The sequence below is a fragment of the Eubacterium sp. 3_1_31 genome (assembly GCF_964249515.1).
GTDB classification, from domain to species: domain Bacteria; phylum Bacillota_I; class Bacilli_A; order Erysipelotrichales; family Erysipelotrichaceae; genus Longicatena; species Longicatena caecimuris.
In genome coordinates, this window is record NZ_CAXUBY010000046.1 from 1 (window position 1) to 21,541 (window position 21,541).

The 21,541-nt window shown below is 33.4% G+C and carries 23 protein-coding genes and 1 pseudogene; 5 read left to right on the forward strand and 19 right to left on the reverse strand.

Going from position 1 to position 21,541, the window contains the following annotated elements; all coding sequences use genetic code 11:
• The 3 genes from ACESSZ_RS13880 to ACESSZ_RS13890 all read right to left on the reverse strand — a co-directional run.
• Positions 1-74, reverse strand: a 74-nt coding sequence (locus ACESSZ_RS13880; protein ID WP_499842859.1) for an integrase DNA-binding domain-containing protein, incomplete at its 3' end; no start/stop codon positions are given.
• 78 nt (positions 75-152) lie between these two features.
• Positions 153-356 carry an excisionase gene (locus ACESSZ_RS13885; protein ID WP_002610247.1) on the reverse strand — a complete coding sequence of 68 codons (204 nt, stop codon included), beginning with the start codon at positions 354-356 and terminating at the stop codon, positions 153-155.
• The gene (locus ACESSZ_RS13890; RefSeq protein WP_499842860.1) at positions 356-1,417 is read right to left on the reverse strand and encodes a replication initiation factor domain-containing protein; all 1,062 of its coding nucleotides are present in this window, start codon (positions 1,415-1,417) and stop codon (positions 356-358) included. Before ACESSZ_RS13890 ends, ACESSZ_RS13885 begins: the two co-directional genes overlap by 1 nt.
• A gap of 494 nt (positions 1,418-1,911) precedes the next feature.
• Between ACESSZ_RS13890 and ACESSZ_RS13895 the strand changes: the two genes are divergently transcribed.
• The 5 genes from ACESSZ_RS13895 (at position 1,912) to panD (ending at position 5,970) form a co-directional block, all read left to right on the forward strand.
• Positions 1,912-2,583: a helix-turn-helix domain-containing protein gene (locus tag ACESSZ_RS13895; RefSeq protein WP_004847061.1), complete on the forward strand. Its 672-nt coding sequence runs from the start codon at positions 1,912-1,914 to the stop codon at positions 2,581-2,583.
• A 440-nt stretch (positions 2,584-3,023) separates the two neighbouring features.
• A complete protein-coding gene (locus ACESSZ_RS13900; protein WP_009306604.1) occupies positions 3,024-3,917 on the forward strand; it encodes a Rossmann-like and DUF2520 domain-containing protein in 894 nt (297 codons plus the stop codon).
• Positions 3,892-4,719: a 3-methyl-2-oxobutanoate hydroxymethyltransferase gene (gene panB / locus ACESSZ_RS13905; protein WP_004847068.1), complete on the forward strand. Its 828-nt coding sequence runs from the start codon at positions 3,892-3,894 to the stop codon at positions 4,717-4,719. Before ACESSZ_RS13900 ends, panB begins: the two co-directional genes overlap by 26 nt.
• Before the next feature lie 11 nt (positions 4,720-4,730).
• Positions 4,731-5,576, forward strand: coding sequence for a pantoate--beta-alanine ligase (gene panC, locus ACESSZ_RS13910; protein WP_004847070.1), 846 nt, complete (start codon positions 4,731-4,733; stop codon positions 5,574-5,576).
• A 13-nt stretch (positions 5,577-5,589) separates the two neighbouring features.
• A complete protein-coding gene (gene panD, locus ACESSZ_RS13915) occupies positions 5,590-5,970 on the forward strand; it encodes an aspartate 1-decarboxylase (RefSeq protein WP_004847071.1) in 381 nt (126 codons plus the stop codon).
• Positions 5,971-6,422: 452 nt separating this feature from the next.
• Here the strand turns inward: panD and ACESSZ_RS13920 are convergent, their stop codons facing one another.
• From ACESSZ_RS13920 to ACESSZ_RS13995, 16 genes and pseudogenes are all read right to left on the reverse strand, one after another.
• A complete protein-coding gene (locus ACESSZ_RS13920; protein ID WP_499842857.1) occupies positions 6,423-7,883 on the reverse strand; it encodes a glycoside hydrolase family 1 protein in 1,461 nt (486 codons plus the stop codon).
• An 11-nt stretch (positions 7,884-7,894) separates the two neighbouring features.
• A complete protein-coding gene (locus ACESSZ_RS13925) occupies positions 7,895-8,947 on the reverse strand; it encodes a hypothetical protein (RefSeq protein WP_008691028.1) in 1,053 nt (350 codons plus the stop codon).
• Positions 8,948-8,961: 14 nt separating this feature from the next.
• Positions 8,962-10,359 carry a PTS transporter subunit EIIC gene (locus ACESSZ_RS13930; protein ID WP_008691027.1) on the reverse strand — a complete coding sequence of 466 codons (1,398 nt, stop codon included), beginning with the start codon at positions 10,357-10,359 and terminating at the stop codon, positions 8,962-8,964.
• Positions 10,360-10,526: 167 nt separating this feature from the next.
• Positions 10,527-11,366, reverse strand: coding sequence for a PRD domain-containing protein (locus tag ACESSZ_RS13935; RefSeq protein ID WP_008691026.1), 840 nt, complete (start codon positions 11,364-11,366; stop codon positions 10,527-10,529).
• Positions 11,367-11,871: 505 nt separating this feature from the next.
• Positions 11,872-12,384 (reverse strand): GNAT family N-acetyltransferase, encoded by a 513-nt coding sequence (locus ACESSZ_RS13940; protein WP_008691025.1) that lies wholly within the window; start codon positions 12,382-12,384, stop codon positions 11,872-11,874.
• Positions 12,385-13,149: 765 nt separating this feature from the next.
• Entirely contained in the window at positions 13,150-13,710 is a 561-nt protein-coding gene (locus ACESSZ_RS13945) for a YdeI/OmpD-associated family protein (RefSeq protein ID WP_008691024.1), read from the reverse strand.
• 351 nt (positions 13,711-14,061) lie between these two features.
• Positions 14,062-14,808, reverse strand: a complete 747-nt coding sequence (locus ACESSZ_RS13950; protein WP_008691022.1) for an N-acetyltransferase — start codon at positions 14,806-14,808, stop codon at positions 14,062-14,064.
• A 57-nt stretch (positions 14,809-14,865) separates the two neighbouring features.
• Positions 14,866-15,522 (reverse strand): hypothetical protein, encoded by a 657-nt coding sequence (locus ACESSZ_RS13955; protein WP_008691020.1) that lies wholly within the window; start codon positions 15,520-15,522, stop codon positions 14,866-14,868.
• Between the two features lie 541 nt (positions 15,523-16,063).
• Positions 16,064-16,390, reverse strand: a complete 327-nt coding sequence (locus ACESSZ_RS13960; protein ID WP_008691018.1) for a hypothetical protein — start codon at positions 16,388-16,390, stop codon at positions 16,064-16,066.
• A 13-nt stretch (positions 16,391-16,403) separates the two neighbouring features.
• Positions 16,404-16,811 carry a helix-turn-helix transcriptional regulator gene (locus tag ACESSZ_RS13965; protein ID WP_008691017.1) on the reverse strand — a complete coding sequence of 136 codons (408 nt, stop codon included), beginning with the start codon at positions 16,809-16,811 and terminating at the stop codon, positions 16,404-16,406.
• 524 nt (positions 16,812-17,335) lie between these two features.
• On the reverse strand, positions 17,336-18,481 hold the full coding sequence (locus ACESSZ_RS13970; RefSeq protein WP_008691015.1) for an ankyrin repeat domain-containing protein: 1,146 nt from the start codon (positions 18,479-18,481) through the stop codon (positions 17,336-17,338).
• A 246-nt stretch (positions 18,482-18,727) separates the two neighbouring features.
• Positions 18,728-18,994: a hypothetical protein gene (locus ACESSZ_RS13975; RefSeq protein WP_008691014.1), complete on the reverse strand. Its 267-nt coding sequence runs from the start codon at positions 18,992-18,994 to the stop codon at positions 18,728-18,730.
• A gap of 63 nt (positions 18,995-19,057) precedes the next feature.
• Positions 19,058-19,825, reverse strand: a complete 768-nt coding sequence (locus ACESSZ_RS13980) for a nitroreductase family protein (RefSeq protein ID WP_008691013.1) — start codon at positions 19,823-19,825, stop codon at positions 19,058-19,060.
• A 398-nt stretch (positions 19,826-20,223) separates the two neighbouring features.
• A complete protein-coding gene (locus ACESSZ_RS13985; RefSeq protein ID WP_331866680.1) occupies positions 20,224-20,772 on the reverse strand; it encodes a PDDEXK nuclease domain-containing protein in 549 nt (182 codons plus the stop codon).
• A gap of 69 nt (positions 20,773-20,841) precedes the next feature.
• Positions 20,842-21,021: pseudogene (locus tag ACESSZ_RS13990) on the reverse strand (DUF1016 N-terminal domain-containing protein); the annotation flags it as partial.
• 54 nt (positions 21,022-21,075) lie between these two features.
• A partial coding sequence (locus tag ACESSZ_RS13995; protein WP_499842858.1) for an IS3 family transposase occupies positions 21,076-21,541 on the reverse strand: 466 nt, incomplete at its 5' end.

Consider the following 21,541-nt stretch of genomic DNA (forward strand, 5'->3'; position numbering starts at 1 on the left):
TATTTTCCGTCTGTTCGTTGGCTCTCTCCAGTATGCAGGATACGTCCTTTGCTATCCCGTCTTTTTTCTTTCATGGTGTCTGCTCCTTTCCTTATTGGAAAGAGCCTTGATATGACTTGTGTTTATCATAACACATACAAGGCTCATTTGCATTAGATTGCGTCCAATTTGTCAATGACCTTTTCAAACTGTCGGCGTTTAATCTGTATGCGGTTGCCATTCATAATGAGCCAGCCAGCGTCCTTGTTTTCCTCTGCCAAGCGTCTTAACTTGTTTTCTCCGATACGGAAATACTTTGACGCTTCTTCAATGGTAAGGGTGTATTTTTCCCATACAGGAATATCGTTGTTATTCATCAGATACCCCCTTTCCCATGTTTCGTGTCATACTGGATATAGGGGATAAGGTCGGTGCGGTCTATCCTCTGTAAGTGGGCGGTTAGTTTGCTGGAAAGGGAATTGCTGTATCTTGCCTTATCAAGCATAGTTCCCACTTTTTCCAGTCCACCTAATGCGTCATGTTCTTCCAAGAAGTAAAAACTTTTCACAGCGGAAATCACGCCACCCTCTGTGAGCCATTGCTGTGTTTCCTCAAGAGAATTATGTAGTTTCGGTACTTGCAGTTTTAAGACTTCCACAGCCCCTAAAAAGCGTTCCCAAAACCGACACGTTTTCCATCTGCTCTTATTACTTTCATTTCTGTTTGGCACGACAAAGCGTAGGTTGTTTGCCAATAGTCCGAAAGCCAGTTCCCCAAGTTCCAGCGGTCTGTCCTTGAATGTCATGGCAAAGGCATGAGCCTTATCATCACGCAGTTGCATTTCTGTCCGTTTCCAACTGCCGACTTCATCAAGTGTCTTATTATGCTTTGAACAGACTTCCTTATCTTTATCATAAAAACGGTAGGACAATCCCGATTTACCAGCACCGATATAAACAGTCTTTGCGGTGTCGAAATCATCAAACTTGCTTTCGTCAAAGTGGTAGCCCTCACTATTCGAGATAAATTCCTCTTTTTCGCATTTCTTCTTTATCTGCTCTATGGTAAAGAATGGTTTTTCGTTTTTATCATCAATGGCAATATCAAGTCTTGTGAAATGGAAGTTATCCAGTCCGTATCTTCGCTCACAGCGTCGGAACATATCCCCAAAGGTATAATTCCTATTGTTGAGAATACGGAAAATATCATCACAACCTCTGCCAGTCATAACAAGATAACAGCCTAGCCCCTGTGGGTTATCCTCTGTCTTTCTTGCGTCTCCCGATACATAAATATCTCCAACCTGCCAGCGTGCTTGATAAGTCTTGAATTTTATCGTTGCTGGATAAACATTGAAAATGTCAGTCGGTAAATCTAAAATGTGCATGATTACATCTTCAGCGGTTGCCGTTTCAAATACAATGCTGATGTAATCAATCTTAACGGATAAATTTTTGTGTGTAGTTATAGTGCATTTCTCCTTTCGTATGCCCCGTTTTTTGCGGGGTAAAAATCGTGTTTTTCCTTTATTTATCACAGTTTCTAGGTACTATGACATGTATACGCAGGGCGGTGTTACATATACGCCCTTTACGAGCGCCTAAAGGCGTTCCCTTTCTTCCTGTGTCTGTTCCGTTCTTAACGCTCACGAGCCTTGAGAGGCTCGTGGCTAAACGAAACAGCCCCAGTCAGAAACCCTATTTTTAGTCTGATAGTCCATGCTCATTCATGCTATCAAAGTGAAAACATCTCTTATATATGCTTACTCAAGTGTGTGATTGACCCTAGCGTGCTTAATCACTCTGTCTGATAAGATAATAACGCCACTAGAATTACTTGTCAAGAAGTTTCGATTGACTTTTCGATATATATTAAGTATGATATGCTTATAAATGACAATAAAAGCAACGAAAGGAGCGGTTATACTAAGTTATGGAGTATTATGAAAAGAAAATCAGTTTCTTAGGAGAAAACATACAAATCATAAGAAAACACAGGGGAATGAAACAACAGGAACTTGCCAATAAAATCGGTATCAATATGCAGAGCCTTTCCAAGATTGAACGAGGTGTGAATTATCCTACCTTTGATACATTGGAAAAGATAATGGACGTGCTGGGAGTAACACCGAATGAATTATTGTCGGGGGAATGGAAATATATTGACCACACCGAGCCATATATCATGGACGTTATCAAACGAGAACAGGATTTTAATGTTTCCTTAGATTATTTGTCTGAAAATGAATTTTTCAATGACGAAAAAGAATGTAGATTTTACATGGAAACTACATTGATTAGATACATTAGCAATTATCTTTCTAGTGAGGTAGTAGAGTTGGAAGAACTTATGGAAATCAAGCAGTTGATACAGCGTCAGAAATTGGAACGCATGATGAAAGTACATAAGGAAATGCGAGGGTTAGACCGATACAGAGAACAGCCCAAAGAGTATAAATATCACGACCCTTATGATGATTGGATATTCCGTCAGCTTGCAGATATAGACAACAGAAACAACATTCCCAACACTTCGCCACAATTAGATTTTAATGAAACGGACTATGAAGATTATCTAAAAGAGAAATGGAATAGAGGACTTTAATTTTCCTCTTGCATGAAAGATACAGCAAACAAAAAGCCCAATCAAGAGTGCAAAGCACCACCAATGGTGGTAAGGCTCTTTACAGGGTTCTTTCTTTTCTGTGGTGGGTAATCAAGCGAAAAATGAAGAAGTGTTTTGTCATGCTTTATATTTTTATCCCGACTTTGATAATTCAGATTGTGAAAATGATTAAATACAGAAAAGCTAAATAACACGATTTATATTAGCATCACTTTAATGATAAATTAGTTAGAGTGGTGCCTTATTTTTTTCTCTGTACAATCACTTAAATAGGTGCTATAGTAATGGGTAGATAGTATTCGAACAGAAACTATACCACATATTTTTTATTTTTAAACCATGAGGATTATATCAGTTTGAACGAGACCTCATCCATGCAGATTTTCATGATTGTCACTTCCCAGAAAGGAGTGATCGATATGAGAGCAGGATTTATCGGAGCGGGGAAAGTAGGATTTTCCCTTGGAAAATACCTGAAGGAAAACGGCGTAGAGATTACGGGTTACTTCAGCAAATCACCGGAATCAGCTAAATCAGCAGCAGATTTTACTAACACAAAACTATATAAGAGTATAGAGAATATCTTAAGTGACAGTGATACCCTGTTTATTACTGTGCCTGATGGACAGATAAGCAAAGTATGGGATTATATGAAGAATCTGGATATTAAAAATAAAAATATTTGTCATTGCAGTGGTTCGATTTCATCAACCGTTTTTTTTGATGGTGAAAACCTCGGTGCAAATATCTATTCGGTACATCCCCTATATGCAATAAGTGATAAGTGCGAATCATGGAAACACTTGAATAAGGCTTATTTTACTGTGGAGGGTTCGGCAGAGAATCTAGATGAGATTAAGAGTATCTTTGAGCGAGCAGGAAATAAGGTAATCGCAATGGGAGCGGAAAATAAATCTCTTTACCACTGCGGTGCAGTAGTTGTAAGCAATCTCGTAAACGGACTTTTTCAAGTGGGGGCTGAAATGCTTGTAAAATGCGGCTTTGATAAAAAAGATGCAAAGAAAGCCTTAGTGCCTTTGTTTACTGGAAATGCCGACACATTGGCAGAAAAAGGGGTTGCGGCTGCCCTCACAGGTCCTGTTGAGCGAAATGATTTGTCGACTATCACAAAACACATTGAAGCTATTAAGGCAGCATGGATAAACGAGTCTGAGGAAAAGGTGGGATATGAGATGATATATCTTTTGCTTTCAGAAAAGCTTCTCAGTATTGCACAGGAAAAACATTTAGACAGTGACTATTTGAAGATGACGGAGGTAATTAAAAATGAAAAACACAGTATCCACTTTTAAAGAACAGAAGGTTAAGGGCGATAAGATTACAATGCTGACAGCCTATGACTATTCGACAGCTAAATTGATGGATCAGTCAGGTATTAACGGTATTCTCGTTGGAGATTCTCTTGGCATGGTTATGCTCGGATACGAAAATACTTTGCCGGTAACAATGGAAGATATGATTCACCATACAAGAGCAGTTACAAGAGGTGCCAAAGATGCCTTAGTAGTTGGAGATATGCCGTTTATGTCATATCAAGTTTCAGTTGAAGAGGCCATGTATAACGCAGGAAGACTTATGAAAGAAGGAAGATGTCAAGCAGTAAAGCTAGAAGGTGGAGCCTCTGTTTGTCCACAGATTAAAGCTATTACAGCTGCTTCAATTCCTGTTATGGCACATATTGGACTTACACCTCAGTCAGTGAACGTTTTTGGAGGCTTTAAAGTTCAGGGAAAAAGTGAAGAGGGAGCAAAGAAACTCATTGAAGAGGCAAAAGCTGTTGAAGAAGCAGGAGCATTTGCGATTGTTTTGGAATGCGTACCTGCAAAATTAGCGGAAATTATTTCTGAAAGCATTAATATTCCTACAATAGGAATAGGTGCAGGATCTGGCTGCGATGGACAGATTCTCGTTTATCAGGACATGCTTGGAATGGTCTCTGACTTTACACCTAAATTCGTAAAACAATTCGCAAAGGTAGGAGATGTAATGAAAGAAGCCTTTGCTGCATATATAGAAGAAACTAAACAGGGAAGCTTTCCAGCACCTGAACACACATTTAAAATTTCAGAAGATGTAATTAACAAGTTATATTAGGAGATAGAACGATGAAAATAGTAAAAACCGTAGATGAAGTGAGAGTTATAGTCAAAGAATGGAAGAAAGAAGGTCTTACAGTAGGTCTTGTTCCTACTATGGGATTTTTGCACGAAGGACATAAGAGTTTAATTACAAGGGCTGTTTCAGAAAACGATAGAGTTGTTGTCAGTGATTTTGTAAATCCGACTCAATTTGGAGTAGGGGAAGATTTGGAAAGCTATCCGAGGGATTTGGAAAGGGATACTATGCTATGTGAGGAGGCAGGTGCTAATTTAATATTTAATCCTGAGCCGGAAAATATGTATTTTGACGATTTTTCAACATATGTAAACATAGAAAGTCTTTCAGAGGAACTTTGTGGAAAATCACGACCAATACATTTCAGGGGTGTAGGCACAGTAGTATCTAAACTTTTTAATATTGTAAATCCCGACAGAGCTTACTTTGGTCAAAAGGATGCACAGCAGCTTGCGATTATAAAAAGAATGGTTAGAGATTTGAACTTTGATATCGAAATTGTGGGCTGCCCTATAGTTAGAGAAGAGGATGGTCTTGCAAAGAGTTCAAGAAATACATATCTAAGCAAAGATGAGAGAAAGGCGGCACTAATTTTAAGCAAAGCAGTTAAGCTCGGAGAAGATATGGCAAAAGCAGGAGAAAAAGATACAGATAAAATTGTATCAGAAATGATTAAGCTTATTGAAACTGAGCCTATGGCGAAAATAGATTATGTTCAGGCTGTAGACGCTGTTTCAGTTAAACCGGTCAAGGAGATGACAGCACCAGTACTAGTTGCCATGGCAGTTTATATCGGCAAAACCAGATTGATTGACAACTTTATTTACGAAGGTTAAACGGGGGTTAAATATGACATTTGAAATGTTAAAGGGGAAGATACACAGAGCTACAGTAGTTCAAGCAGAACTTGATTATGTAGGAAGCATCACTGTAGACGAAGACTTACTTGACAGTGCCGGAATTTTGGAGTATGAAAAGGTAAGTATCGTAGATATAAATAATGGGAACAGATTTGAGACATACACAATTGCAGGAGAAAGAGGCAGCGGAATGATATGTCTCAATGGAGCTGCTGCAAGATGTGTTCAGACAGGTGATAAGATAATCATAATGTGCTATGCACAGATGACTCCAGAAGAGGTAAAGAAAAATCCACCTAAAGTAGTATTTGTAGATGAGGATAACAAAATATCAAGAGTCGCAAGATACGAAAAACATGGTAAGCTATAAGACATGTAATTTGCAAATAAAAAAGGGCATTTCGGTAATTAAAAAATGTAAAAGGTGAAGAATATGTCATCTGCCCTCGTTGTGAGCAAGAAGTTTATAAAGAAGTAATAATTTATCCATTTTGTAACTTTGGCATAATGGCATGGCTTGAAGGAGAAAATGATGAAAATAGCAAACCAGTGAAAGATAAATCTAAGTAAAATCTCAGCTTAACAATTTAATATCTATATTTACAAAGCAGTTGGTCTTATGATTGACTGCTTTTAAAAAAGACACCGTTTAGGTGTGAGGTCTTTTTAGTGTTATTTATAGTCATATCAAGGCTCGTTTAATTATGGTAAATTCGTGGTAAAATGAGTGCTTTTCTATACTTCAAAATATTTGAAAGTATAGTGTTTATACGGATAATCAAAAATTAGATATAAAATTTCATTTAAATTTAAAGTTATTTTTTAATCGCTTAAATCTTCTCCATTGCTTTGGATAACTTTTTTGAACCAATAAAAACTATCCTTTTTATATCTTTTCAAAGTACCTTTGCCACAATCATCCATATCGACATAAATAAAACCATAACGTTTTTTCATTTCTCCAGTAGATGCAGAAACAATATCAATGCATCCCCACATTGTATAGGCAAGAATATCTACACCATCTTCCACCGCTTTTGCCATTGCCTGAATATGCTGTCTTAAGTAATCAATACGATAGCTATCATGAACGGTATCGTTTTCAAGCTTGTCATTAGCGCCTAAACCATTTTCCACTACCATCAAAGGCACTTTATAACGATTATATGTTTCATTTAGGTAATAGCGAAGTCCTTCCGGATCAATTTGCCAGCCCCATTCAGAAGCCTTTAAATATGGATTTTTGGCAGTTGAGAAAATACTTTTGTTTTTCTCTAAAATTTCTTTATCCGCAGTACCGCAGCCGGACATATAATAAGAGAATGCATAATAATCTACCACACCTTCTTTAAGGATAGCATCATCCTCAGGCAATGTATGAATAGTTGCCTGTAAATCTTTTAAGTAAGACTTAGTAAAAGGTGCATATTCACCTCTAACCATGACATCACCACAATAATAGTTGGTTCTTTGTTGCACTTCCCACGCCTTCATGACATCTTCCGGTTTGCAAGTGTATGGATAAACGACATTGCTGGCAATCATACAACCAAATTTAAAATTCGGGTTTATCTTGCGCCCTTCAATTACCGTTTTTGCAGAAGCGATAAATTGATGATGCATGCCATTTACAATAAGATTTGCATCATTAGGTGTGATTTTATCTCCTTTGCCAAAGAATAGTTTTTCTTCTTTTGGCATCATACCTAGTGACATGGTAACACCGCCACCCATCAAAGGTGTGTTGATTTCATTAAAGGTTAACCAATAGGTTACCAAATCTTTATATTCCTCCATAATCGTTTTGGTATATGTAACAAAGCAATCAATCGTTCTTCGATCTTCCCATCCATTCCACTTCTTTGTTAAATGATAAGGAAATTCATAATGTGACATTGTAACTAACGGTTCAATACCATACTTTCTACATAGTTCTAAAACTGAGCGGTAATGATCTAAACCTTTTTGATTAGGCTTTTGATCATCTCCATTTGGAAAAATACGTGTCCAATTGATAGACAAACGATACATCTTAAATCCCATCTCTGCAAAGAGTTTTATATCTTCTTCATATTGATTATAATGATTAACTGCAAAATGAGATGGATAAATCGATCCTTCTTCTATTTCTTTTGTAAATCTTCGTGGGGAATCAACTTTACCGACCGTAAAATGATCGGCACAGGATTCTCCTTTACCATCCTGTTTCCACGCACCTTCACATTGGTTTGATGCCGTAGCCCCTCCCCAATAAAAATCTTCTCTAAATACACTCTTTTTCATATAAGTCTCCTTTACTTCACATCAAAGCCTAATTCTTTTAGCTTAACATCATAAGCCTCCATATTTTCACCAAAGGTTAAATATACACGATGGCGGTATGGTATTTTCCCTTCATACCATGTACCAAAAATTTGTGACTGCCCATGCTTTTCCACACGTGGTTTTGGTGTAAATCCTTTGCATCCCCATTTCCCTTCGAAATGAAATTCTTTTCCACAGAATCTAAAGATTGCATCTTTAAATACACATGTACCATCATTAACATATGGTAAATGCTCCCATTCTGCTTCCATTGTGACATGATCGGTTAAAATCGGCTCTTCTCCATCAATATAATAGTAAGCAAAAATCTTTCCTGAAAATTCAAGACTTATCAGCGCCTGTTCTCTGCGTCCATCTTCACGAATTCCCATCATATTCATATAAACATAGCCGAAGTTGTTCGTTATGCCATCAAAGCCATTGATTTCTGTCGGAATAAATAGGCGATCATGTTCACCTAATCCAAAGATTGGTTTACCTTCATATACTCCACTAACCGTAGCAGGACGTATAATCGTTGCGACATGATTGTACATAGATTGATGTTCAAAAATCGTCTTAGGCCATCCTTCTCCTTTTATGGAAAATACATTTCCTTCCTTTGCGGTAAAATAATCTTCATTAAACTTTAACTGTGAGAATGGTTCTTTTGATTCAAAGCCATACATGCCATCCTCAAATTCGTGATATTCACTTATTTTTGTTCCTGCTTGCGCAATTTCTTCTTCATGATATACCCCTTTTTGTACATCAAGGTATGTATCACCTAATTCTACGATATCGCCAAAGCGATATTGATTTTTAATCATATCCGTATGGCGAATATAAAGCATTGGTTTTTGAGTAACATCTCCATTTGGAAATACCATAGCGATAATATCCGCCAAAGATAAGATAGAATGCCCATCATAATCGTTATCGAATACTTCCGGTCTTTTAGTTGCTAAGTCTTTGTTGTTTACATCTTTTATAGTTGCATATAAAGGCTGATCCTTGTGATTTATAAATTCTACTTTTGTCATTTTCTACACCTCATTTATTGTTCATCAAATTTTGCAAAAAAGTTTACACCTAAAGCCGCCATCAAACAGCAACCCAATGCAATAATGGTTCCTGCCACAACATTAAATGTTGATCCAACACTGAAATACGGTACTACGGATAAAATGTTAACAGATGCCATCAATGCACATTTAATATTAAATACAGCTAGCAGTAATCCTCCGATAGCGTTGCATATAACCAATACCAGGATGGATGTTTTAGATTTTAAACAAACTCCATAGAGCGATGGTTCGGTAATACCCGCTACAAAGCCAGATACAAAATATCCCATCGGAATATCTTTATTCTTTTTGAATTTAAACGCTGCGCCCAATGCCATACCATAAATAATAAAGGAAGTAATTACTCCAGCCGGTAAAACAAATGCTTCAAAACCAATTGGAGCAGCAGCTGTAACAGCCGCAACATAGGTAGTCACATGCAATCCAAATAAAATCATAAACGGATTTAATGCCGTATAGATCGTTAAAGCAATAATTCGAATTGGTGCTGCTGCGTTTGCACAATACATAAAGAAATCACTCAACAACTGACTCAAATAAGAACCCAACGGTGCACAGAATACAAACATCACAATAGCCATGATCATGACATTTAGTATTGGTACGATTAATGAAGCTATCATGGTCGGTGTATATTTTGTAAGGAACTTATTTACATATTTAAAGATCCATACACCAATCAGTACCGGTAAAAACTGTTGTGAATAATTGGATACAGGAACATTGATACCAAAGAAACTAATAGACTCTCTCACACCGACAAGAGCCATAAAACTCGGTGTAATAATCATTGCCCCTAAGAAGATACCCCACATAGGATTTACCTTTAACTGCTTTGCCGCTGTATAACCAATATACAGTGGGAAGAAATAGAATAATGCTTCAAAAAAGAAGTTACAGGTAATAAAGAAATCAGATTTATTTGATATTACATTGAACATATCAGGTCCTAGTAAAGTTACTACCGTTTTCCAAATAGATGCACCAATCAATATAGGGATGATAGGAGCGACAGAGTTCATGATATAGGTAATTACGACATCAAATAACCACTTAAAAGAAAATTTACGTTTTTCTTTCACATCATCCAAATTTTCTTTAATTTCATCCTTTTTATCCAATTCTGCCATATTGCATAATTCATCATAAACCAATGACACATTTGGTCCAATGATGACCTGAAAGCTGGTTCCGGCTTTTTTAATACCAAGAACACCATTTACTTTTTTTAATTCTTCTTCATTTACTTTTGTTTGATCTTGCAATTCAAATCTTAGACGGGTAGCGCAATGAAATACAGAAATAATGTTTTCTTTACCGCCTATCTTTTGAAGCACATCTTGTGCTAGTGTTTTATTTTTATCCATATAAATTTTATTTTAATTAGAACATTTTCTAATATTTTCTCCTTTCCTAAAATCATTCATCTATATCCTTTTCTCTTATCTTATTTTTTAAATATTCTATAAGCCGGCCGTAACTATATAGAATTTCTTTTTATCCTCTCCTTTCCTTCATTTTTATATTTAACCATTCATTTTTTCGTAAATATCTGTACGAGATGAATCATTAAATATAATTTTTCTTCATCATTCAATTTATAATTCATACAAGCATCAATATAATTGCTGATTTTTTGAACAACTTGCCAAACTTGTGGATATTTATCCGTTAACGTATTTAAAATGCCATTTTCATTTTGTACATCCAATACAACATGCAATTGTATGTTTTCGATTAAAAATCGTAGGTGCATCACAAAGCGGTTATAATGATAATCATTTGTATTACCAAATGCTATGTTGAAATCACTTGCCACTATGTCACAAATATCTTCAATATAACCAGTCATTTGATATGTCTTATGCATATCATTTGATTTCTCTGCATTTACGATATGCAATGTAATAAAATTGGCTTCATCTTCATCTATTTTATATGGCATTTTTTCATTCAACAACTTCACTGCATGGACTGCTATTTTATATTCATCGGGATATACTCTCGGTAAATCCCATAAAATAGAATTATCAAATGATATATTTTGTTGCAGGCGATCCACTAAATTATTGACATGGTCCAATAATGTTACATATAACGCATCACTTAATTCTGTTTTGGACTTTTCTTTAATCATCGAAGTTACATCAATGCAGGCATCTATCAATTGTTTATCAATCTCTGTAAACATTTGGTTGAATCTTCTGATCAAAGAGATGTCTTCTAAGACAAATCGTTTTTCTATTTTGGTTTCATCTACTTCATCACCGGGTCTTTTTTTATAACCGATAGATAAACCTTTTAACATAATTTCTTGATTTTCAGAAGTACGTATTGACACCATATTGTTGTTGATCACTTTATAGATTTGCATGATATAACCTCCTTTTGCGTACAAAAAAAGCAAGACGGATACAACAAAATATATGTTGTAAACAGGTCTTGCTTAACTTAATAATCACATCACCATCATTACATTTATAAATTACCATAAAAATTTTTATAATGCAATAGCTAATTTAATTTTTCTGTAAGCGCTTATTATTTTTTAGCTATTATATTGGTATTTTTTGTTTTAATTTCTAATTATTGTAAATTATTCAGTGATTAGCATGATCTTTCATACGGCTTATGTATATCTATATAATACTTTTATAACAGTCATTATACTCATACATCTATGCTTCACCACCTTTTTTCACAGGTATTCCCTTTCATACTTTTCATCAAAAAAATCATATAATGATAGCTTGATTAAATTTGTTATTTCCTCTGTATTAAGTGTTTTATCTGCCATACTCATTTTTCTATTATTGTATCTTTTACCATTTGGCAACCTAAGATTTTATTATTTTCTATGGAAACCAGATTAATAATTCTTATATAATCTTTATTTCATACCCATATTCATGTAACACAAAACCATCATCGAATATTTCATCATAAACACCATCTGCTTTTATAAACCCGTTTTTTATATAAAGTTGGATAGCCGGTTTGTTTATATCTACCACAAAAAGTCTAAGATATTCAGCTCCTAATGTTTTGGCCATTTCCTTTGCTTTATTAAGCATTAAACTAGCTATTCCTTTTTTTAAACACTTGACATTTACACCTAATCGATCCACATATAGAGCCTTTGCGTAATGATCACTCCAAGTTATTGTATTTTCTTTTGAGATTGCATCATGCAAAACAAAAGCCGATACGATCATACCATTCTTATTAAGTAAAACATAAAGCTGTTTATTTTTTATATCTTCCTCAAAGAATTCACAAGGATAAATATCGTCCCAAATTTGTATATCCTGTTTATTCATATTTTCAATGATTTGCTTATACATATCTTTTATCTCTGCTAAGTCTTGTAGAACGGCTAATCTAAACTCCATTTTATCATCTCCGTAAAAATCTATATACCTCATTCTAGCATACTAGCATTTGTAATACCATAAGGTAGCCAATTTATAAACTTAATACACCTATTAGATATTATAGTTATTTATATTCTCATGAGGATATGCTTTTTTGTTGTTTACACCTAGAGAAATGATTATAAAAACTACTGTAGATATATGGTTTATCGAGATATCAGCATATCCTAGCGTTCAAAACTTTATTAATGATTTATCAAATACTTCAGAAATATCTTCTTTGTTCCAGCAACTATTACCGGTTCCTTAGTAACAGTAGGTTACTTTATTGTAAAAAATTTCTCATATAATATTATAATTATCTTTCTCTAATAATTTTATTTACTATTACCTCTTATACAATAGGAAAGATTTATTCCAGGTTTAAAAATTTTAATATAAAAATCGGACAAGCCGATGTCTGATTATAAAATTTGAAATTATGTGGGCTGTGCAATTCCAACTGGGACTCAAGCACATTCAAAATTGATATTTTTTAATAACATTCTGGAATTTTTAATACCACATCACTAGAAATTAAACTTTAATTTCAGATAGAAAAATGACCAATTTTGTATTACCATAACTCGCCACTTTCACAATTTTTACAGAAAGTCTATCTTTTATTTACGTCTATCTTGTGGGTAAATTTTACCTGTATGCAGTTGTATGCGATTATAAAAAATCAATGAGAAAATAATGGTAGTTTACCGAAGTTACAAACAAACTGGTATTTTCAATTTGCTACATTGGTTTCAAATTTTTATTAAGTCTATCTACCATCCAATCAATTCTCTTTTTTCTACCTTTATCCGTCTTAGCATCAAAATAGGCTTTCGTATAAGTTTTCTTAACTGATGGAGACATTGATTGAAAATTTTTATAAGCAAGTTCATATTCTTTTAGAACATTCAATACTTCTAATATATGTTTTTCTGTTATTTCAAGAGCTTTTGGTGCATTCCATTGTCCATTATTTTTAGCTTCTTCCATTTTATTTCTGCCATATTCAGTCATAAGACCTCTTTCTTCAAGGCTTTCTGCTAATGCTTTATTTTTTTCCGACCACTTACTTTTTTGCCTACGCATTGAAAAATATTTTTTATAAGTTTTATCATCAAGTCTTTGCATTTGTCCATCAATCCACCCAAAACATAATGCTTCTTCAAGTGCTTCATTTGCCTTTATTGTTTTTGGTTCTCCTGATTTTCTAAATAAAATCCAAACGCCCTCGTTTGATAAGCAATTATAAGATAACCATTTTCTAAATTCATCTCTATTAGCAAATTCTAATACGTCTTTCATCACATATTCTCCTCATTTTCAAGAATTCAAATTTACCTATATGCCTCATTATAACACGATGATATTTTTAATACCACATCACCAGAAATTAGCACTATTTTTACCAAATATTTATAAAATCCATCATTTTAAACGTAAAACAGGACAGCTAATATCAACTATCCTATTCTGAATTTATCTATGTACAACGGCAAAAGAAGTCCAGACATTTTAGAGAAAGCCGTATTGCCATGTAAGAAAATAAGTGGTTCTCCCTGCCCGTATTCTTCATCATAAATAGATTAACCCTGATACTTAAAATCTGCCATTATATCACCCTTTTTAAGGGTTCACTAATAAGATAAACGGAATTTATTTTGCCAACAACTTTAAAAATCTCTTATCATTCATCTGTTCATTAGTTAAATATTTCCCATTATAGAACAGAGCATACGTTGTAATCGGCGTAGGTGCACTTTGTGCTTGTTCTTTGCTTTGCAAATGAATAGCTTTAAACTGTACGCCCTTTTCTTTTGCGACTTCTTCTACAATAGGGACATATTTTGCGTTAAATGGACATTGACAGGTATAATATAAAACATATCCCATTTCATCAATGTGAGGGTGTTTCGCACACTCTTTGAATTTAGGTAAAGAAGCATTGCTGTCAAATGATAAACACCATAATTGAATACCATTATCTGCTTCATCACAAACGGTAAAACCTTTGTATTTTAAAAATTTAGGATCAGCTAAAAAGAGTTTTTTCTTTTTGGAAGATAGAATACATACCCCTTTTTTTCCTTTGATTTTACTATCTTCAATACACGCATTTAATAAGTCTGTTGAGTATCCGTGCCCCTTGAATGATCCAGCTACCCAAAGACAGTTAATATACATAAAATCATCTGCAACAATTGGGTTCCAAGCGTTTTCAGCAGGAATATACTCAACAAAACACTTTCCTCGTGCTACACTCTTTAGAAAAATTAGGCCTTCATCAAATCGTTCTTGTAACCAAGCCTTTTTTGATGATACCTGAATATCATTGTTATTTGAAATAGCACAGCATATATGCTCTTTGTCTATATTCTCATTAGTTACTCTAAGATATTCCATAAAAACACCTCATTTCTAATTTCCAATTTTCTTAGTTCTAAAAACGGCGATTTGTGCTTATGAATGTATCTTATTTTTTATACGCAAACTTGCTTCTATGTGCATAATCCAATGTCTTGAAAATGGCATTTGTATTAGCCCACGAATATCTTTACCGCACCAATAATCAATGAGCCAACTTGCATTTTCATCCTTACTTACAACATTCAATAATTTTAACTGTTTTTTTCTTTCTTCTGATATTTTCTTTTTCAATTCATCATAAGATAAACTATTGATTATCTTCTCAGTGCTATCCTTTACCTCAGATATATATGAATAAAGTTCTTTCAAGTTAAGCTGTTTTGAAAAATCTGCAATCTGCTCTTTTACCAGTTCATTTCCTGTTGTAATTATAGGTGAATTGATACGTTCTTGATAGTTTCCCGCAAAAAAAACTTGCTCGCTCTCATTTATCAATGTATGAGCAACTATATCTTCAATTCGGAAAATATGCCAAATTGAATATGCAATCGTTTTACTATGATAACCGTCTGTGTTTATAAACGGAATTGCGTCAAAATCTTTTCTACTCAATTCCTTATGAAAGGATGTTAAGCATTCCATTAACTGATTTCGCAAATCAAATAGTGTAGCAATGCCTGCTTCATAGGTATCTTTCTTTTTGATTTGCGCTTGCATTATTTTATTCAGTTCTGACCATACCTTATTCATAATCAATTATCCCTCTAAATTCAAATTTTTCTTTATCTGCATTATATCATGCTGTTATAAGCGTTGTCATTTTTTTCTGCTATTGAAAAATCCACGCTTTGTAAAGGGTGCAATTTTACTTGTTCTTCATATGAGAAAATAGTCAATGGGCATTTTTGATTGAACTTCCCTTCAAATAATCCTTTATTAGTTATTGTGTTTCAATCTTAATTCATAAAAGTATTCTGGAAATTTATTAATATCTCCCTAAATATAACCTCTATATTGCTTTCTGTGATTTGATTTCTGCTCTTAATTCTTCATCGGGCGGTAAACACAATTTGTATTTACTTGAAACAATTGCTCATTATCTCTTAATATTGAATAACGTGCAATATCTTCATCTGTCTCTCACCCTCTTTCCGCAAATTTGGAATATAAACGGAGTACCATTTATACCTTTTGGAAATGCGAAAAAGAGAGAAAGAAAAAGCTCGCACAAGACATGATACTTGTATGAGCCAAATAAATTGATTTTAATTTTTCTTATTTTGTTTGCTAATTAAAGATTTCCAAATAAAGCAATAAAAATCAAGGCGATTGTACCTATTGCTATGAAGCACAAAGACAATCCAGCTTTCCTTTTTCGAGAATCGAATGATTCTTTTGTAGTTTCTGTCATATTAGCCGGAAATCTGTTTCTTCCCAATAAATATAATATAAGCCCACCACCGCCATTATTGCCACTTAGTGAGAATATTCCCCAAAATGTAGGGTGTTTCATTCCTCTGCTTTCTGCATCGAGAACTACTAACCTGAAAATCTGATACATTAAAGTAAAAGCACCGAGCAAAACCATAAAAACCATAATCGAAGCTACTACTATCATTTTACTTTCCTCCTTAGATTTTTCTAATTATCTGATAAAATAAATAGCAAGTACCAATGATACCAAGAGCAGAACCGCCCATAATCAAGTATTGATTGCTAATTATTAGCCCATTGAATAGTATAAAAGCAATTATCATCATCACATTTGCAATAATCGCTATTATCAATTTTTGATTGCTTTTTACGATATTGGTACTCTTTTCTAAATGCTCTATCATTTCCTCATCCCCCTTCAACAGTTTATCAAGGCTGATGTTGTATAAGGTGCTTAATTTAATTACACTAACAATATCCGGAAAAGATTTTTCAGTTTCCCAATTTGAAATTGTTTGACGTGTAACTTGAATTTCCTCAGCAACATTTTCTTGTGTCAAACCTGCTTGCAACCTTGCTTCTTTTAACTTTACACCTATTTTCATAACACCATTCCTTTCGCAGTTACTATCCCACTTCTATGCTTTGCTGTCTATCAAAAATGTTTGGAATACACAAAATATCTGTGTCAAAATTTTTTTACATGCATTATCTAGTGTCAAAAGACTGGATTAATACTAAATATTGCTTATTACAAAATTATAAATTTTCAAAAATATTCCTATAGTCCTCTTGAGTATCAAAGATAGAAAAGAAAAAGTCCTGTCGAGTGCCTACCACTTCTTCAGAAGTGGTGCTTTGCACTCTTGATCGGGCTTTTTGTTTACTGTATCTTCTGCAAAGAGGAAAAAGACTACTCATCCGCATTATCTAAATCGTACTTTTTTAATACTTCCTGTAAAAACTCCATATCCTCTTTTGCGTTCGGATTTATCATTTTCACGACTTGATAAGGCATTTTATACTCTTTAATTCATATATTACACATGGCTTTTTTATTATGTCATCTAATTTAATACAAGACAAACAAACGTTATTCAAAGTTGAATACTTAACACAAACTGGATTTTTAGCGTTTATACTCTGCTTTACCTAATTGTATAGGTTCTGTATTCAATAACACCCATTTTACACATAATTCGCTTAATCTACTTAATTCATCATTCCAAGCATGATTTTGTTTGATTTTGTTGATGATATTTATAAATTCATTATTTTCACTTTCTGTCAATTGATTACCTTGACTTAAATACCCCAATAATGCTTGGACCATTTGTAGATACTCTTTATCCCAATTCATCTTACCATTATCAAGTATTTCCTGTGATAATTTACCTGAAATTCTAATCACTTCTCCTTGTAACGTTGAAGCATGTCCACATGATGGAACAAGTAGTTGCCATAGTTCTTCATGCTGATCTTCCCACTTTTTAGCTTTGACCTTAATTTTTGATTTTCCATCATATACGACTCTTTTGGGAATTGGCATCACATTAAAAATTTTATATAATTCTTTTAAACTGCTTTCTATTTCATCGATATAATCTTTATTTATACGATCTCTAAACCATTCAAAATCAGTTCCGATTCTTTCTACTTGTTTTTGCTCTTCGCCGCTTAACTTCGCACCTTTATCTATTAAATACTTTATCATTATAACCAAATCAGGGATATTCGCATTTTTTGCAACAGCCATTGCTTTTAGTAATGGTGTTTGATTCATATCATTTTTAGCATTTATATTCGCTCCTGCTTCAACTAAGGTTTTTAGATGATTGAGACGAAAGTATTGTGTAGCATAAAATAATGGTGTTTCATTTCTTGAATTGACAGCTTCTATATTGGCACCTAATCGAATTAAAAATTCAGGATTTCCGTTTGGATTTATCACTTGGTGGTGGAGCGGTGTATTATGATAAGTGTCTTTATAATCAATATCTGCCCCTTGTTCAACAAGCCATTTCATTATATTTTCAGAAAGTTTAAAAGAAAGGGCATTCGTTTTATCGTACCCACCATATGCATTGATATCGCATTTTTCAAATATTGCTTTTATTTCTTCTTCGTTTCCTCTTTCAAAAATTTCATCAAAATCTTTAACTAAAGTTTTTCTTTTTGTACCACTTTTAATTTTATTTGTTTTTTCTGCTGATTGCTTTTTCTTAACTACATCTTTTTCTGAATTTTTCTTTTTAAACCTATCAAACAACCCCATACAAAACCTCCTCATCAACTTCTAATTTACCTATTTGCCTTGTTATTGGTATTGTTGTATCTTCTTTCATACTTTCTTACATTATAGACTTATTACCTTTAAAAAGTCTATTCTTGAAATATCTTTTTATTTGAGTTACACTAGACAATCCAAAAAAAGCATGACATCGCGTCATACTTCAGATTCGCTTTACAAACTGGAAATTATCGGATATTCAAATTATCTACATTTTTCTATACAAATGCGTTAAGTGTTGTAATTCCAATTTTGCTTGCTAAATATTCCATCATTAGAAATTATTAGCTTTTTCTTCTCAAAATCTCTTCCACCTAAATTTTTAATCGCAGTCTCTAACATTTTATTACTTTCCTTATATAAAAACGGTGATATGTACTTATAAACATTGTCGTTATTGCTAATCTCTGGCAATGCTGCAACATCGTTCATGTCCATTTTTCTTATAATTACTTTATCGTTTTCTATATATGGAAATACATCAAATAATTCTGTCATCATAAACTCCTCAAAATCAAATATGTCTTTCATTGCCTTTATTATGACATCTTATAACGGGAATTATGAAAGTATTTTATAAACCGCGTTTAATGTTTTTTCTTCATCTGCCCCATTGTCTGTGTATAATTGTACTTCATACTTTATATCTTTATGTTGCAAGCATAAATCAAGAAAGTATAAGAAAATTCCAATATCAATTTGATTATAGAAAGACACTTTATCAGCAGGCATTATTCCTCGCTTACCTTGCTTTTTATACCTATAAACATTTAAAAGGGTATCAGTATGTTCTACTAACCAGGGCTGTGTATTGCAAGCACTGGGGGCAAATCTAACAATATCAGATATTCCCCCAAGTGGTTCTCCCAACCAAATTTCATCCATAGACTTTCGTTTGCTCTTGAACATATCTTTGCGGAATTTTCTTTCATCATCTACTTTTGATATTGCAATCATTATGATAAAATCAAGACCATCATATGACGGTTCATTCGTCTTTCCAATTCCAAACCATAGTGTTCCAATGTTTTGTGAAACAAGGTATAAATCTAATTGCTCGCCTAAATACCCAATATTCTGCAAATAATTATCTCTCTTTTCACTGTATAGCAAAATGCAGAACTGTTGACCACGTTTACAAGTAGTTTCATTCGCAGGAACAATTTTAATTGCTGTTTTTATATCGGGACATAGCGGGATAAGTGTCTTATATATTTCTTTGATATTCTCAATGTCATTTGCAGATATAGAATCATTTCCAATATTTCTAAATAAATGAAACGATTTCCTTTTAAAAATTATACTGTATAATTCTTTGTTTAAGTTCATAACCTTGTCCTCACAAATTCTTATTTCGTACTATATAAGTGTAGATGATAGCTATATCTTATTTTAGCATATTATCATTTTTTACACCACATCACAAGAAATCAAACTCATTTTCAAAAAAATGACCAACTATCATTACGATAACTGGTCATTCTCACGACTTTTTCACGACTTTTTACGACTTTTCACGGAAAATCTACGTCTTTTATATGCTTCTATCTATCATGTATATTTTATCTGTATGCAGTTGTATGTAATTATGAGTAATGCAACAAGGAAATAACAGAAGTTAGTCATTAGTGCGTAAAATTATAACTTTATTTACACGTGAAAATCGTTACTGGAATAATAGTATTATTTATTGATCTCTACATAAATATAACCTCGCAAGATACTTATTACTTTTCATTATTTTGTAATTCAAATATTGTTTTCTGTGATTCAATTTCTGCTCTTAATTCTTCATCGGATGGTAAATACAACTTGTATTTGCTTGCAAATAATTGTTCATTACCTTTCAATATTGAATAACGTGCAATATCTTCATCTGTTTCTAAACATAAGATAATGCCAATGGTTGGATTATCACTTTCTGTTCGTTTTAATTCATCATACATTCTTACATACATATCCATTTGCCCTACATCTTGATGCGTTACTTTTTCTGTTTTCAAATCGACTAACACAAAACATTTTAAATAATAATTATAGAAGACCAAATCAATAAAATAATCTTGTTTTTCCGTATGGATATGTTGTTGCCGTGCAACAAAAGCATATCCTTTTCCTAGTTCCATTAAGAATTTTTGCAAGTTACTAATAATACTTGTTTCTAGCTCTGTTTCTGTAAATGAAGTATCAGTTGGTAAAGATAAAAATTCCGCAATCACTGGATTCTTAATAAATTCTAACTTGTCATATTGATATTTTGTTGTTAATTGTTTCATCTCTTCAACTACTGGATCCTTTACTTGCGATTTAAGTAAACGGTAATAGTATTGTGATGCAATATTACGTTATAAGGTTCTAACATTCCAAGCTTGTTGAGCAGCTTCTTTTTCATACCAGTTACGTGCTTTTTCATCTTTTACTTGTATTAAAGTACGATAATGAGTCCAACTAAGTAATGGAACAGATTTTCCACTCACTGAGTGGAAAATGTTTGGATACATTTTATAAAAAGAATAAAAACTATAAAGATTTGTTTTGAAGTGAACCCAATTATTTGGACAAAAAGTAAATAAGCTAAATCAAGTAGTTAATAAGGATTGATTTCTGTATTGTACAGGAGTTAATCCTTTTAATTTGGTTGTTATTCTCTGAGTATTATAATACGTAATATATTCTTCCATGGCAAGTTCTAATTCTTCTAATGTTTTATATTCATATTCATGTCCATAAAACATTTCATTCTTCATCTTACCAAAGAAATTCTCCATAGGAGAGTTATCTAAGCAATTTCCTTTACGTGACATGGATTGAATAATCCCTTTCTCTTCTAGGCTTTTATGATAAACTTCCATTTGATATTGCCATCCTTGATCAGATTGAAAGATTAATCCATTAAGGTTTAGATGTTTGTCAAATGCTTGATCAAGCATGTCCTTTGTTTGTTTAAAATTAGGACTTTTCGATATGTTGTAGGATATGATTTCACGATTATGTAAATCGATGATTGGGGATAAATACAGTTTACCTGCTCCTATATGAAATTCA

What these genes read in the sequence shown, in the direction of transcription:
- ACESSZ_RS13885 (WP_002610247.1), bottom strand. Translation starts at nt 356, where the DNA reads ATGAATAACAACGATATTCCTGTATGGGAAAAATACACCCTTACCATT.
- ACESSZ_RS13895 (WP_004847061.1), top strand. Translation starts at nt 1,912, where the DNA reads ATGGAGTATTATGAAAAGAAAATCAGTTTCTTAGGAGAAAACATACAA.
- ACESSZ_RS13900 (WP_009306604.1), top strand. Translation starts at nt 3,024, where the DNA reads ATGAGAGCAGGATTTATCGGAGCGGGGAAAGTAGGATTTTCCCTTGGA.
- panB (WP_004847068.1), top strand. Translation starts at nt 3,892, where the DNA reads ATGAAAAACACAGTATCCACTTTTAAAGAACAGAAGGTTAAGGGCGAT.
- panC (WP_004847070.1), top strand. Translation starts at nt 4,731, where the DNA reads ATGAAAATAGTAAAAACCGTAGATGAAGTGAGAGTTATAGTCAAAGAA.
- panD (WP_004847071.1), top strand. Translation starts at nt 5,590, where the DNA reads ATGACATTTGAAATGTTAAAGGGGAAGATACACAGAGCTACAGTAGTT.
- ACESSZ_RS13920 (WP_499842857.1), bottom strand. Translation starts at nt 7,883, where the DNA reads ATGAAAAAGAGTGTATTTAGAGAAGATTTTTATTGGGGAGGGGCTACG.
- ACESSZ_RS13925 (WP_008691028.1), bottom strand. Translation starts at nt 8,947, where the DNA reads ATGACAAAAGTAGAATTTATAAATCACAAGGATCAGCCTTTATATGCA.
- ACESSZ_RS13930 (WP_008691027.1), bottom strand. Translation starts at nt 10,359, where the DNA reads ATGGATAAAAATAAAACACTAGCACAAGATGTGCTTCAAAAGATAGGC.
- ACESSZ_RS13935 (WP_008691026.1), bottom strand. Translation starts at nt 11,366, where the DNA reads ATGCAAATCTATAAAGTGATCAACAACAATATGGTGTCAATACGTACT.
- ACESSZ_RS13940 (WP_008691025.1), bottom strand. Translation starts at nt 12,384, where the DNA reads ATGGAGTTTAGATTAGCCGTTCTACAAGACTTAGCAGAGATAAAAGAT.
- ACESSZ_RS13945 (WP_008691024.1), bottom strand. Translation starts at nt 13,710, where the DNA reads ATGAAAGACGTATTAGAATTTGCTAATAGAGATGAATTTAGAAAATGG.
- ACESSZ_RS13950 (WP_008691022.1), bottom strand. Translation starts at nt 14,808, where the DNA reads ATGGAATATCTTAGAGTAACTAATGAGAATATAGACAAAGAGCATATA.
- ACESSZ_RS13955 (WP_008691020.1), bottom strand. Translation starts at nt 15,522, where the DNA reads ATGAATAAGGTATGGTCAGAACTGAATAAAATAATGCAAGCGCAAATC.
- ACESSZ_RS13960 (WP_008691018.1), bottom strand. Translation starts at nt 16,390, where the DNA reads ATGATAGTAGTAGCTTCGATTATGGTTTTTATGGTTTTGCTCGGTGCT.
- ACESSZ_RS13965 (WP_008691017.1), bottom strand. Translation starts at nt 16,811, where the DNA reads ATGAAAATAGGTGTAAAGTTAAAAGAAGCAAGGTTGCAAGCAGGTTTG.
- ACESSZ_RS13970 (WP_008691015.1), bottom strand. Translation starts at nt 18,481, where the DNA reads ATGGGGTTGTTTGATAGGTTTAAAAAGAAAAATTCAGAAAAAGATGTA.
- ACESSZ_RS13975 (WP_008691014.1), bottom strand. Translation starts at nt 18,994, where the DNA reads ATGACAGAATTATTTGATGTATTTCCATATATAGAAAACGATAAAGTA.
- ACESSZ_RS13980 (WP_008691013.1), bottom strand. Translation starts at nt 19,825, where the DNA reads ATGAACTTAAACAAAGAATTATACAGTATAATTTTTAAAAGGAAATCG.
- ACESSZ_RS13985 (WP_331866680.1), bottom strand. Translation starts at nt 20,772, where the DNA reads ATGAAACAATTAACAACAAAATATCAATATGACAAGTTAGAATTTATT.